The organism is Paraburkholderia sp. SARCC-3016, assembly GCF_031119615.1.
Taxonomy (GTDB): Bacteria; Pseudomonadota; Gammaproteobacteria; order Burkholderiales; family Burkholderiaceae; genus Paraburkholderia.
The window spans coordinates 90,546-104,733 of the sequence record NZ_JAVHZD010000011.1; the positions used below are offsets into that span (position 1 = coordinate 90,546).

8 protein-coding genes and 1 pseudogene are annotated in these 14,188 nt (G+C 61.4%); 3 read left to right on the forward strand and 6 right to left on the reverse strand.

Going from position 1 to position 14,188, the window contains the following annotated elements:
• Positions 1 to 129: 129 nt before the first annotated feature.
• Together QYH69_RS13120 and QYH69_RS13125 are read right to left on the reverse strand one after the other, a co-directional pair.
• Positions 130 to 1,299: a zinc-dependent alcohol dehydrogenase gene (locus tag QYH69_RS13120; RefSeq protein ID WP_308832290.1), complete on the reverse strand. Its 1,170-nt coding sequence runs from the start codon at positions 1,297 to 1,299 to the stop codon at positions 130 to 132.
• 401 nt (positions 1,300 to 1,700) lie between these two features.
• Complete coding sequence (locus tag QYH69_RS13125) at positions 1,701 to 2,780, reverse strand: porin (RefSeq protein ID WP_374992404.1); 1,080 nt, start codon at positions 2,778 to 2,780, stop codon at positions 1,701 to 1,703.
• A gap of 574 nt (positions 2,781 to 3,354) precedes the next feature.
• Between QYH69_RS13125 and QYH69_RS36080 the strand changes: the two are divergent.
• Positions 3,355 to 3,546 (forward strand): annotated as a pseudogene (locus tag QYH69_RS36080) (hypothetical protein); the annotation flags it as partial.
• Between the two features lie 16 nt (positions 3,547 to 3,562).
• Here the strand turns inward: QYH69_RS36080 and QYH69_RS13135 are convergent.
• Positions 3,563 to 4,078, reverse strand: a complete 516-nt coding sequence (locus QYH69_RS13135) for a hypothetical protein (RefSeq protein WP_308832292.1) — start codon at positions 4,076 to 4,078, stop codon at positions 3,563 to 3,565.
• 227 nt (positions 4,079 to 4,305) lie between these two features.
• Here QYH69_RS13135 and QYH69_RS13140 point away from each other — a divergent pair, with 227 nt between their 5' ends.
• Both QYH69_RS13140 and QYH69_RS13145 read left to right on the forward strand, forming a co-directional pair.
• Positions 4,306 to 6,660 (forward strand): FdhF/YdeP family oxidoreductase, encoded by a 2,355-nt coding sequence (locus tag QYH69_RS13140; RefSeq protein ID WP_308832293.1) that lies wholly within the window; start codon positions 4,306 to 4,308, stop codon positions 6,658 to 6,660.
• 80 nt (positions 6,661 to 6,740) lie between these two features.
• Entirely contained in the window at positions 6,741 to 7,607 is an 867-nt protein-coding gene (locus QYH69_RS13145) for a glucose 1-dehydrogenase (RefSeq protein WP_308832294.1), read from the forward strand.
• Between the two features lie 77 nt (positions 7,608 to 7,684).
• Here the strand turns inward: QYH69_RS13145 and QYH69_RS13150 are convergent, their stop codons facing one another.
• The 3 genes from QYH69_RS13150 to QYH69_RS13160 all read right to left on the reverse strand — a co-directional run bounded on the left by QYH69_RS13150 (position 7,685) and on the right by QYH69_RS13160 (position 14,107).
• The gene (locus tag QYH69_RS13150) at positions 7,685 to 9,766 is read right to left on the reverse strand and encodes a TonB-dependent receptor (protein ID WP_308832295.1); all 2,082 of its coding nucleotides are present in this window, start codon (positions 9,764 to 9,766) and stop codon (positions 7,685 to 7,687) included.
• A gap of 321 nt (positions 9,767 to 10,087) precedes the next feature.
• Positions 10,088 to 12,820 (reverse strand): bifunctional YncE family protein/alkaline phosphatase family protein, encoded by a 2,733-nt coding sequence (locus QYH69_RS13155; protein WP_308832296.1) that lies wholly within the window; start codon positions 12,818 to 12,820, stop codon positions 10,088 to 10,090.
• Between the two features lie 1,071 nt (positions 12,821 to 13,891).
• A complete protein-coding gene (locus tag QYH69_RS13160; protein WP_308832297.1) occupies positions 13,892 to 14,107 on the reverse strand; it encodes a hypothetical protein in 216 nt (71 codons plus the stop codon).
• Positions 14,108 to 14,188 lie beyond the last annotated feature (81 nt).

Below are 14,188 nucleotides of genomic sequence, written 5' to 3' on the forward strand. Positions count from 1 at the left end.
CACGGCGATTCGGATGCGCTTGCTGTGGTGGCGCTCGCGAGCGGAGATCGTTGGCGACGCGCTTGCCGCTCGTACGCAGTGGGGCCGCCAACGGCCGGTATTTATTGTCGTCGCATCAGTCGGTGTCGGTCATGGCTTCATTACGACCTTGATGCAACCATCTTCCTTGTCGCGAAACGTTTTGTACATCGCGGGCCCGTCTTCGAGCCGCACCGAATGCGTGATAACAAAAGACGGATCGATTTGCCCTTCCTGAATGCGTCTCAGCAGATCGTCGGTCCAGCGGTTCACGTGCGTTTGCCCCATGCGCCAGGTCAAGCCCTTATTCATCGCCGCGCCCATTGGAATCTTGTCGACGAGTCCGCCGTAAACGCCGGGTACCGAAATCGTGCCGGCCGGGCGGCACACGTAAATCATCTCGCGCAACACGTGCGGCCGGTCGGTTTCGAGCATCACGGCCTGTTTGGCCCGGTCGTACATCGAGTCGACCGAGCGTGTGGCGTGCGACTCCATGCCGACTGCGTCGATGCATTTCTCGGGCCCCTTGCCGGCGGTCAGATCGTGCAACCGGTCGAGCACACTTTCGTTTTTGAAGTCGATCGTCGTCGCTCCGCCGGCGCGCGCCATTGCGAGACGCTCGGGCACGTTATCGATGGCGATAACCTGTTTCGCGCCGAGCAGCACGGCGCTGCGAATCGCCATCTGCCCGACCGGCCCCGCACCCCAGATCGCGACTGTGTCGGTCGGCTCGATATCGCATTGCACCGCAGCCTGCCAGCCGGTCGGGAAAATATCGCCGAGAAAGAGCACCTGCTCGTCGGTCAGTCCGTCCGGAATCTTCACGTGGGTCGTGTCGGCAAACGGCACTCTGACGTACTCGGCCTGGCCGCCGGCGTAGCCGCCCGTTAGATGCGTATAGCCGAAAAGTCCCGCAGTGGTGTGTCCAAACATCTTGTCGGCCGCTTCCTTGCTGCGATTCGAGCGCTCGCATACCGAGAAATTGCCGCGCCTGCATTGATCGCATTCGCCGCAAATTATCGTGAACGGCACCACGACGCGGTCTCCCGCCTTCAATGCAGCGTTATCCTTTCCGACTTCGACGACCTCCCCCATAAACTCGTGGCCCATGATGTCGCCGTGCTTCATGCCCGGCATGAAGCCGTCGAACAGATGCAGGTCCGAACCGCAAATCGCGCAAGTCGTCACTTTCACGATCGCGTCGCGCGGGTGTTCGATCTGAGGATCCGGCACGGTGTCGCACCGGATGTCTTTCTTGCCGTGCCATCTAAGCGCCTTCATGGTGAGCCTCCCTGACGTTGGGTTCGCGCCGGTAGCGGCGGGCACACGCTTGCACCCGCTCATACCCGCTTTCCCGCATACGTTTGCTTGTTCGCTTGCGGGTCGCTTTACCTGCGCCAGGTGATGCACGAGCATTCCCCGTTCCGGCACTCCGGGAAATGAGTCCTTTAAGGACGCTTTACGGACAGACTGAAAACATTGTCCTGTTCGCGATGCTCCGACGCGCGGTATGTGGGAGCACGCAATGTAATACGCTCATTCAGCGTCGCCCTACGAGCGGGGCCTACCACCCCGTGCGTGTTGCGCGGCCCTCAACCTTGCGTTGCGGGCCAATTTCTCGGCTGCCTGGTTCGAGTTCGGTTTGCATATCGCACGCGCGTAATTCGCAGTGCCACGCCGCGTCAGAAGTTGCTCATTATTCCCATGTACGCGCCCGTTTGCGATTCTCCGGCGAGCGGACTCGTGTTCGGCGTCGAGCCGCGCGGGTTGGCGAACACCGAGAAGGTCGCATTCGCGCTGTTGCGCACGTATGCGACGGTCGCGTAGAAAAACGTACGCTTGCTGAAGTTGTACGTGGTGCCGAGCGCGTAGAGCGTGGCGTGTCCCGCCGGGTCGTGCGTCGCATCGCCGCTGCCGTTGCGCACATTGACGTAGAAGCCGGCAGCCGTTAGCGCCCAGCGCGTGGTTGCCTGGAACGTGGCGCCGAGCCAGTAATGGTCCGCGCTGTCGGCGAGGCCGGCGGGCGTATCGGGTGCCGCGTAGTGCGTCCATGCAGCCTGGACTTTAACCGGGTCGACGTTGATGTTCGTGCCGACAAAGTATTCGCGCGATGCCGTGAAAATATTGTCCATCTGCCCGTTCGAGTTACGCAGCTCGTCGTAAATGCCGCGAAACTCGAGGGCCGGCGAATGCCATGTCAGCATCACACCATCCGAGCGGCCGAATTCGCCGGGCGCTCCCGTGTTGAAACTCGTCTGGTTGCCGAATGCGAACTGCGTCTGTACGTCGAATCCGCCGATGATCGGGCTGTGATACTCGACGTTGTTGTTCGTCTGCTGCCAGTTACGCCCGCGCACGAGCGATGCCGACGACACCGCCTGTTGCACGAACGGATCGAACGCCCACACGCCGTCGCTGTCGATGAAGAGATTGCGGCCCGCCTGGATCTGCCCGAGCTTCTGGTCGCTGAGGCCGACGTAGGCACGGCGCGAGAACAGCCGCCCGTTGCCGCCGGTCGTGCCGTTCATCACCTGGAAGGCCGTTTCGAGATCGAACAGCGCATTACGGCCACCGCCTAGATCTTCAGTACCACGTATGCCCCACATGCTCGTGCCCCAGTCGCCGCCCTCGGCGCTCCAGCGCGTGGCATTGGTGCCGTTCGGCTGCGCCAGATGGTTCAGATACTCGATGCCGCCGTCGATGCGGCCGTACATCTGGACGCTCGATTGCGCGTGTGCGGGTGTCGATACGGTGAGGGCGATAACGAGCGCGACCGGTGTTGCGGCGCAAAAACGTGGCGCAGGCGTGCGCCCGTGGCGCAGGCGGCGGGCATGCAGGCAGGAGGAGGCAGGGCTCGGCATCGGGCGTCTTGTTCTCTGTTGTTGTACTGACTAAAGCGGCCACCTCGAACGCGCGGCCGGTGACCGTATGCCCGGTACGATACACCGCTTGCCGGTTTGGCGTCTCAGGCCTCTGCCGCCGGCACGCCATAGCGCATGTGACGCGCGCGCGGCATGGTCGGACCGTCCCGCCGGCGCGTGCCGGCATCGCGCGACGGCAATTGATGTGTCGACGCTTGCATGCTTTTTCTCGTGCGAAGAACGCGGCGCTTTCCAGCGCATGAGTTCGGGCACTGCCGATGCTGTATTCACGGGGCGTGCGATTGCGGCACGCGCAGCGACCCGCTGTCATTCGACACATCGAAAGGAGCAAATCATGGCGACGAAGGAACAAGCGCCCGGCACCACGCAACCGGGCAATACAGGCAAGGACGAAGCCGGCAAGGACGAAGCCGGCAAGGACGAAGCCGGCAAAGACGAAGCCGGCAAAGACGAAGCCGGCAAGGACGAAGCCGGCAAGGATACCGGCGGCGCCGGCACGTTCGAAACCGATATTTCCGAAACCGGCGAGGATGGCACCACCGTGCGCCAGGCCGAGGTCAGCGAACAGGATCTGCGCGAGGTCAAGCAGGGATCCGAAGAGAGCGGCCAGAACAACTCGGGCAAAGCTGAAGGAACGGGCGCGTAAGCGCTCCGGCAACGCACTAACGCGACGGCCGCCGTAGCATCGCCACGACGAACAACCCCGCGCCCAGCGCGATATAGACGGCGGCCAGCGACCTATCCGACAGGTGTGCCTCGAAGCCAGGCGTGAGCCGCTTCGGCACGACCTTGTAGTCGACCGCATAAGCCGTCGCTGCGGTTGCCGCCGCGGCCGCCGCCGTCGCGACCGGCTGCTGTCTTTGCCGCGCGTCGGGCATGCGTTCGATAAGGGTTTCGAACAACATCGCCCAAAAGACGGCAGACGCCTCGTGAATCGCGAAACCCGTTACCGTGTGTCGCAAGCTGAAGCCGCGTTGCCGGAATGCGCGGTGCGGCCAGAGGCAATGCGTGACGGCATTGACCGGCGCGAACGCGGTGCTGCCTTCGCGGACCGATCGTGCGGCCGCGGTCGCTGCCGCGAACAGCCCCGCAACGAGGCCCGACGGTATCGCGCGGCACGCCCGCGCCCAAAGCGGCTCGTACCGGACGCGATGGCTTGCTTGCTCGACCTGTTTCATGTTGCGGCTCCCGTGTCGACATGCCGGCGTCATTGGCTCATTGGCCGCCCGCGGATGCGAGCCGCGAACGCCGGCTTCCCGTTCTCGCAGCAGCATCGCGCGTTCCTCGTTGCTGCTCGCGGTCGCACGCATATCCGGCATTGCGCGACCGGCTGTCGTCGGCGCACAACTGGAACGCTGCTTGCTGACCACTCACATCGTGATACTTCAGTAACAGGTGAATCCATATGGCTAACGAGGGAAAAAGCAGTGCGTATCCCTACGCGTCGGGCGGTTGGGGATCGGTGAAGGCGGTGACGAAAATCCTGCTGCAGGAAAAGGCGCCGCTCGCCGATAGCCGCGCGTTGATGCATCAAAACAAGCCCGACGGCTTCATGTGCGTCAGCTGTTCATGGGCCAAACCGGCGTCCCCGCATGCGTTCGAATTCTGCGAAAGCGGCGCGAAGGCGACCGCGTGGGACATCACGGCAAAGCGCATTACGCCCGACTTTTTCCGCGTGCATTCGGTCAGCGACCTGCTGACGTGGCACGATCACGATCTCGAAGAAGCGGGTCGCCTGACCGAGCCGATGCGCTACGACGCGGCCTCGGACCGATACGTGCCCGTCTCGTGGCAGGAGGCGTTCGATGCGATCGGCGCGCAACTGCGCGAGCTGGACCCGAAGAGCGTCGTGTTCTACACGTCGGGCCGCGCGTCGCTCGAAACGTCGTACATGCTGCAGCTGTTCGCGCGCATGTATGGGACGAACAATTTGCCCGACAGTTCGAATATGTGCCACGAGAGCACGGCCGTCGGGCTCAAGGAAGCGATCGGCGTCGGCGTGGGCACGATTACGCTCGACGACTTCGAAAAAACCGACCTGATGTTCTTCTTCGGCCAGAACGTCGGCACGAACAGCCCGCGTATGTTGCATCAGTTGCAGGATGCGAGAAAGCGCGGCGTGCCGATCATCACGTTTAATCCGCTGCGCGAACCGGGCCTGCTGCACTTCGCGAACCCGCAGTCGCCTAAAGATATGCTGACGCCCGGCGATACGCAGATCAGCACGCAGTACCACCAGGTGAGGACGGGGGGCGACACGGCCGCGATTCTCGGCATCTGCAAGATCGTGATCGAGGCGGACGACCGTGCACTCAGCGCGGGCGAGCCGCGGGTGATCGATGTCGATTTCATCCGCGACCATACGAACGGTTTCGAGGAGTTCGCGCGCTATGTGCGCGATGCCGACTGGGACGACATCGTGCGCGTAAGCGGCCTGCCGCGCGAGGCGATCGAGGCGGCAGCAGACGAATATATGAAAGCGAATGCCGTAATCGCGCATTACGGCATGGGCATGACGCAACACCGCATGGGCGTGCAGAACGTGCGCATGCTCGTCAATATGCTGTTGCTGCGCGGCAATGTCGGCAAGCCCGGCGCGGGGCCCTCGCCGGTGCGCGGCCACTCGAACGTGCAGGGCCAGCGCACGGTCGGCATTACCGAAAAGCCCGAACTCGCGCCGCTCGATCAGCTTGCGAAGCAGTTCTCGTTCGAGCCGCCGCGCGACAAGGGCATGAATATCGTCGAGGCATTCGAGGCGATGCTCGACGGCAAAGTGAAAGCGATGGTCAATCTGGGCGGCAATCTCGTGCGTTCGGTACCGGACCGTTTGCGTACCGAGCCGGCGTGGGCCGAACTCGATCTGACCGTCAACATCACGACGAAGCTCAATCGCAGCCATCTCGTGCACGGCCGGAACTCATATATGCTGCCGTGCCTGAGCCGCATCGAGATCGACCGGCAGGCGGGCGGCGACCAGGCGGTGTCGATGGAAGACAGCACCGCGTGTTTTCATGGCTCTCGCGGCGTGGTGGAGCCGGCGTCGCCTTCTATACGCTCCGAGCCGTTCATTATCGCGGGCATTGCAAAGGCGACGTTGGGCGATCGCTCGACCGTCGACTGGGACACGTGGCGCGACGACTACTCGCGCGTGCGCGGCGAAATGGCGAAGACGTGGCCTGAGATGTTCCACGATTTCGATGCAAGGATGTGGACGCCCGGAGGCTTCCCGCGTCCGCTGCCCGCGCGCGAACGCAAGTGGCAGACGAAAAGCGGCAAGGCCGAATTCATGGTGCCTACCTCGATCGGCGAGGATCCCGACATGCCCGTGCGCGAGCCTGATTCGCTGCGGCTCATGACCTTGCGCAGCGACAGTCAGTTCAACACGACGATCTATAACCACGACGATCGCTTCAGAGGCATCAAGGGCACGCGGATGGTGATCCTGATGAACCCCGCCGATATCGACGGGCATGCGCTGTCCCACGGCGACGCGATCTCCTTGCAGACGATTGCCGACGACGGCGTCGAGCGCCGCGTCGACGGCCTGACGATCGTGCCGTTCGACATTCCGCAAGGCTGCATCGCCGGTTACTATCCGGAGTGCAATCCGTTGCTGCCGTTGTGGCATTACGCGAAGGAGAGCAAGGTCCCCGGAGCGAAGTCGATACCGGTGCGGATCGTGAAGAAGACGGCGAAAAAAGCGGTGAAAGAAGCGGCGGAAAATGCGCCGCATGAAGTGGCACAGGAAGCAGTCCCCTGATCGCGCGCAGGTTCGCGGCTTGCTGTCCTTTAGCGGACGCCGGGCCGCGTTGTGTCCGGCGCAACGCACAGGGAGCTAGCATGACCGAGACTCAGCAAAAGGGACAATCGACGCCCGCCCAACAGCAGAACCAGGTGCCTGGCCGCACCGCGCCGATGGATCCGAAGCCCGACCATGGCGAACAGAGCTACCGCGGCTCGGGGCGCCTCGCAGGCAAGGCCGCGATCGTCACCGGCGGCGACAGCGGCATCGGACGCGCGGTGGCGATCGCTTTCGCACGCGAAAGCGCGGACGTGCTGATCGCGTATCTGAACGAAGACGACGATGCGCGGGAAACCGCGCGCTGGATCGAACAGGCGGGGCGTAAGGCGGTACTCGTACGAGGCGACATTACGGACAAGGCGCATTGCGATGAGATCGTCGAGCGCGCCGTGCGCGAATTCGGCAAGCTAGACGTGCTTGTCAACAATGCGGCCTACCAGATGACGTACCCGTCGATCGAAGCAATCAGCGACGACGAATGGGACCGCACGTTCGATACGAACATTGGCGCGATGTTCAGAATTACCCGCGCTGCCGTCAAGCAGATGAAAGCCGGCGGCTCGATCGTCAACACGGCGTCGATCAACGCGGACAAACCGAACCCGGGCCTGCTCGCGTATGCAACGACGAAGGGCGCGATTCAGAACTTCACGGCCGGTCTCGCGCAATCACTCGCGGAACGTGACATACGCGTCAACTGCGTCGCGCCGGGGCCGATCTGGACGCCGCTGATTCCATCGACAATGCCCGAGGAAAAGGTCAAGGAATTCGGCAAGCAGGTGCCGATGAAGCGGCCAGGGCAGCCCGCCGAAGTGGCGCCGCCGTATGTGATGCTCGCTTCCGATGAAGCAAGCTATATCTCCGGGGCGACAGTCGCGGTGACGGGCGGGGCGCCGATGCTCTAGCAGGCTGTTGAAATACCTCCCGCGCAGGTCATCCGTGCGGGAGGGGTAAACGTTGAAACGCGACCGCTCCCACCTCATCAGAAGTCTGCGTGGACGGTAACGTAGGCGGCCAACGGCGGCCCGACGTAAGCGCCGACCACGTTGGTGGCGATGAAGTAGCGCTGGTCGGTGACGTTGTCGATGTTCAGATCGACTCCCCAATGGCGCTCCGCGTAACCGAACTGCAAATTCTCGATCAGGGAGGCAGGCGCCCAGTCATAGCCGTTCGCGAATCCGTTCGTCATCCGGCTGATGTAGTTGATGCCAGCCCCGGCATGAAACCCAGTTCTTCCGAAGAGGCTGAAGCGGTATGTCGTCCATAGGTTCGCCATATACGCGGGCACGCCCTGCGGTTCGGTACCGACAGCACCCGGAGTGTCCTGACTGTCGGTGATGCGCGCATGCTCCGCGGTGAAATTCGCATAGACGTGCCAGTTCGATGTGAGATCCGCGTCGAGCGAAACCTCAGCTCCGCGCGTGCGTTGTGCGTCGAACGCAATCTGGTCGTCGCCAAACGGCGTCGCGACATGGTCCCGTTTCACGTCGAACAACGCAGTGTTGAGCACGTACCGCCCATCGTCGAACGCCCACTTCACGCCGAACTCGTACTGCAGCGCCGATTCCGGCGGGCCGATGGAAAACGCCGTGTTTTCCGAATTGAAATTCGCGAGGTAGCTGCGTGAGACGCCGAAGTACGGCGCCATCCAAGGCGTGACCTTGTACAGCACGCCGACGTTCCAGCTGGTCGGCGCATCGTTGCGCGTGTACGTGTTGCCCGGCACCAGGGTGATGCCGTCGTTGGCAGTACGGTCCGGCTCGCCGGCGACCGGGTTCAAAGCCAGCGATGTGCCGAACCAGTCCTTGCGCACGCCCGCACGGACCTTGAACTGATCCGTCACATCGAGCTGATCGGTCGCGTAAAGGCTATAAAAATTCGCCACCAAGTGGTCGTTCTGGCACGAGTGGGACGGCGCGCACTGAAAGTTCAGGTTCGCGATGGAGGTTTCCGGGGGCGCCGGCGCAAAGATGTTGTCGATATCCGGAAGATCTGCGGTCGTCTTTGCGCTGTTCAAATCCTGGTGCAGGTATTCGAAGCCCGTTAGCAGCGTATGGTGGACGCTGCCCGTCGAGAATTTCCACACCGGTTCCAACTGATAGTCGATTGTGTTCAGCGAATCATCCTGATCGCGCAGCTGGCGGCCAGTGAATGTGTCGCCCTTGACCTTCGCGTGCGTGCTGTCGCCGTTGCTGAAAAAGTCCAGCGAGTGGTGCAGGTACGATACCCGGTTGTTGATCGTCAGATAGTCGCTGATACGCCATTCATCCGAAAGCGTGGTGCGGACGTAGTTGCCGTGGGCGTTGGCGAACGGCGTCGAATATTTGGCGTCGAACGGAACGTTGCGAATCGGCGCCCCATTGAAGTAGATCAACCCGTATGAATCGGGCGTCGCCATGTAGTCCTGCGCATCGATCGAGAACTCGAACTTGTGATCGCCGATTGTCCATTGCACATCGGGACGGATTTCCTTGTTCCATGATGAGAGGTCGCGGTAGCCGTCGGAGCGGTTGCCTCCCACGTCCAGCCGGTAGTTCAGTCCGTCGATGCCGGTGGGTCCCGTGACGTAGCCGCTCGCGTTAGCCGTGCCGAACGAGCCGGTCTGAATACTGCCGCCCCAATGAAACTGCGCCGACGGCGTGTAGTGAATCAGGTTGATCGATCCGCCCGGAGGGCCGCTGCCGAGCAGCGCCGATCCCGGTCCTTCGAGCACTTCGATGCGCTCGACCCCCAGCAGCGAATGCGTCGGGCCGTTGACCTGATCGCCGTCCGAAAAGCCGTCGTCATAGGTCTGCGCCTGCAGGCCGCGGATCATGAAGTGGTCGGTGAAGCCTTTTGAATCGGTACCACCATAATTCACACCGGAAAAGTTGCCGTTACGAACCGCTTCCTGTAACGAGGTGACGCCTTGTTCATCGAGAATCGCGCGCGGAACTTCCTGCACGCTCATCGGCAGGTCGCCGAGCGGGGTGCCGGTTTTGCTTGCGTTGACAATCTGGTCGGGATCGTTAACGTTGTCCGTGGCGGTCGTTATTTTTGATGCTTCGATAACAATAGGCTGCAATGTGGAAGGCGCCCTGGTTTGTTGGGCACTCAAGGGTTGATTCTGTTGAGCTTGCGCCGTACTGGCGAGCCAAATCGCAAAAGCGGCGGACACCGCAATTGCGCTTCTCGGGGAGGAGGCTCTCATTAACGCTGTACCGTGGAATGGTTGTTATATGTAGCGAAAGACGAGCAGGTTACCTGCCCATCGAATGGGCATCTGCACGGGTGGCTGCGCGTATGGGCAGCCACCCGTCATCAACGGCGAGTCCGGATCGGGCGTGTCAGATATCAGGCAATGCAGCTTCGCCCGACGCGCGATCGAATCAATGCCACGACCGGCTTAATCGTCGTCGCCATCGTCATCCGCCGTCGCGACCACCTTCGACCCATCGGTATCAAGCTTCGTGTAGATCGAGTGCGGTTCCGGATATGCCCTGTTACCCATCACGCCCTTCCACAGAACCTGGTTGAACAACTCCGGCGGAATGCGATCTTCCTTCGAGAAGTCGAAGTCCTTCGTCGCGTTCGCCCAGTACGCCGCATCATGCAGCGGATGAATGTCCGGACCCTGGGCAAACTGATTGCCATCGTTGCCGCTCTTCGGCGAGCCCGTGGCGACGTTGCCAACATTCGTGCCCTTGAGGATCGTTGACGCGACCGCCGTGTACGTCCACGAACCGTTCCCCGTCGTGTCGAAAAGATCGGCCATCGGCTTCGCGTACGCCGTGTTCAGATCGATATGTTGCGTACCGAGCAGGTCTTCCATCGTGCGGATCGCGTTGACCTGCGTATAGTGGGTGCTGACCACGGCGTGCTTCTTTACGTACGCGCCGACGACATAAGCGGTTGAGCGGTGCGAATCGACGTGGTCGGAACCGGCCTGCGAGTCGTCCTCGACCACCACGACCACCGTATCCTTCGCGTACGGGCTGTTGGCGACGGTCTCGATTAGCTTGCCGACTGCGAAGTCGTTATCGGCTTCTTCCTGCTCCGCTGAACCCATCTGGCCGACGTTCTGCGCGAAGCTGCCGGTGTGATCCGAGCCCATGCGAACGAACTCGAACGACGGCAGGCCGCCGTTTTTCACGTACTGCTGGAACTCGCGGTTCCATTCGAGTTCGCGGAACGTGTCCGGGTACGCCTGATCGAAACCACGGTAGTACTCATCCGTGCGGCCGACGAGCGTCGGTTTGACCGGGTGAGCCTGAACGATGTTGGCGTCGGCCGGATCGAGCAGCGGGTTGGCGATCGTGCCGATCGAGCCCACGTTGTTGACCATGCCGCCATAGTTGCGCACCGTACCGCCTGCGGCGAGTACCGCGTCGTAGATGTTGGCCCGCTGATAGCCGAACGGAGCGTCGGGGACCGAAATATCGGCGATGCCCGGTAGTGCGTTAGCGGTGCCGCCCGGCAACGATGACGTGGCGCTCGTGACGGCGCCGTTCGTCGCAGCGTCGCGCATGGCAGTGGTAGAAAGCCCCACGGGCAAGCCGCGATTGTCGCCCTCGGATTCATACGACATGCCACGGTTCACACCAGCGTAGTTCTCCTGCTGCGACACTTCCTCGGTCGGCGTGACGTGCGCGTGCTGCACCCATGACCAGCCGTCCATCGAACCATCGCCCGGGTCCATGAAGTTGTCGATCGTGACGAAGTTCTCGGAGATGTTGTGGAAGTTGGGTGTCGTGGACTTGCCATACATCGTCAACGTCGGATCGCCGTTCGCGCCGTTGCCCAGATCGCCGAGGATCTGGTCGTACGTGCGGTTTTCCTTCACGACGTAGATCACATGCCGGATGTGATTTCGCATGAACTGCATCGTTTGTCGATCGTTTTCGGCCTCCTTCGCCGAGTAATGGTTATTTTCGTCCACCTGGCTGGTCAGCCGGTCAAGCTCGCCCGCGCGCGGGACCGGCACGCTTACGAGCGCGCTTTGCTCGAGACCGAACTGGTACTGCGCTTGCGTGCCCGACGTGTAAAGCGGGTTCGGGCCCGTGACCGACTTGCCGTTGATAATGTACAGGCGTGAACCATCAGCGCTCGCCGTGATGTCCTTCGGCGCATAGGCGGTCGGCATGAAGCCTTCGACGTGGTAGCCGTTGTTGCCGTCGTGTGAGATCACGGCGATCGAGTTATCGCCGTTGTTGACGGCATACAGAGTCCTGCCGTCACGCGATACGGTTACATTGACCGTATCGCGGCCGCTGTACTTTCCATTGTTACCCCGGCCCTGGTCATTGCCCCAGCCGCTGCCATGACCGTTGCCGTCGCCGGCATCGATCGCGAGGTCGATCGTCTTCTCAACCTTGTGGCGGATCGTATCGATGACAGCGATCTGATCGGCGTTCGAGACCGCGACGTAGAGCTTCGCCTCGTCCGGCGACAAGGACATACCGTAAGCATTGCCCTGCACCGGAATACGCGTGATGAACTGCGGCGCCGCGGGGTTCGACAGGTTCAACACCACCACTTCGCGATCGCGTACCGACGAGACGAACGCGGTGCCATCAGACTTCAGCGAAACGGCCCACGGGTATTCGCCACCGGCCGCACCTTGTTGACCGGACGTGTTGAACGGACGCAGATCGTATTCCGAGGTAAGCGTGTTTGAGCCCGTATCGATAATGGAAATCGAATCGTTGTAGTTGTTGGCGACGACGAGCGTGCGGCCGTCCGCGGAGAGCGCCAGGCCGCCGGCGTTCGGCTTCGCGCCGGAGCCGATACCCTTGCTGTGGTTCAGCGCGATGGCTGCGGTCTGCGTCCATTGCGACTGGGGAGCGGCCGATGCGCGGTTGTACACATAGACCTTGTCATCCACGCCGCCGGTGCCGTACAGCGTCCTGTTACCGTTCCAGACGAGACCATCAAACGCGTTGTTCTGGTGGATGGCCTGCACGAGCTTCGGGGAAACCTTGTTCGCGCCCGATACGTCATAGATGAAGATATATTGAGTTGAATCGGCCGCATCCAGCGTGGCGTTATTGGCGCCGGTGTAGACCGTGTTGTAGCCGGCGGTGATCACGGCCAGCGTGTTGCCGTCCGGACTCAACTGCGACTTGATAGCACCGCTCACTACCTGTGCCGGTTTGGCCGGAAGTTGTGGATTTAGCAACTGCGCGACAGCACCAGGAATGGCCATCGGGGAAATGAACTGGCCAGTCGGCAAGAGCTCCATGTTGCCTTGGGGAGCCGCTGTCACCAAACCCAGACTGCTCGTAATCAAGGTGACGGCAAGGCCAGCTTGGACAATGCTGCGATTCATCATGATCCTCCAGATATTAAAAGCGGATGCCAATTTGGTATCGGCCCGAATCTTTTTGTCAGGTATTTGTCCCTGATGATGATCAAGTTGCGCTGGCAGAGAGATCGGCCGGGTGGGGATTGCGTTGTGTTGTTCTGCCAGCGCGGACATTTAGGCAGTGCCTAATGTCAACTAAATGACGTCTTTCGATAAAAAAAAGTAAGTTATTCTTTACGCATTTTTAAGTATCGCGACTGAGCTTACAAAAATCACTCCATCGATCGCCATAAGTAATTGATTCGCAAGATTGGTGAGCCCGACGGGACGAGCGCATTGCGCTCGTGCAATGACTGAGGTCTTTAAGCAGAGGTAGTTGCGTCAAGCGTTCGCAACGGCAAGCGTCGGGAAGTGCATAAAGAGTGCTTGCCTTGTCTGCCGCGCCAGAGAAGGCGGCAATGCCTGTCCCGCATTCACCGCACGGTGACGCTGTACCTTCAGCCGCTCTTTTGGGTTAGTAAGGATAGCGATACGTTTTTTATGTTAGCGCTGCTGCGCGCGTCAATTACAGTTTTCTGACATTGTGGGTTTCGCGCAGGCGAAATGGAGCGGATCGTCTGAATTGTGAACAAATGTGAACTACTATTCCGCTGTTAAGCCCGCCGGCGGGAGCCAGGACGAGCTCAGGCGGCCTACAACCCGACCGCATGCGCACGCTCGCCGCTAAAGCGGCATAGGGGCGAAAATCGGCGAGGAGATGACATTGGTTCGACCCGAATCGAGGGCGTCCAGCATCAAATCGACATCAACCAACCTGGCGCGCTGCCTCATTGGAAAGAGGCACTGGGCATCGCCAGGAATGTATTTCAGCAGCCTGCCAGGGGCGCTCGCGCCAACGGGCGCCAGCTACTTTTGACTGTCGCACCAGTCGATCGCCCATTTTCTGCCGCATTCGGCGGCCTCGGCTTCGGAAGCAAACTGCCCGAGGTCGCCGCTCCATTTCACCTCGTTGCGGTTCGCACCGCGTGTCGTCACGATGCAAATCCGCGCTCGGGCAAAGTAGCGCCCGCCTTCCGAAAGCGGGGATGCGTCGATGTGGTAATTCCCGTAGTCGAATTCCATTGTCCGCTACCTCTCATATCCGCGCCGCGTATCGGGTGGGCGCGTGCCGCGACGGCACGCGCGCTACCGGGCGCACGGCAG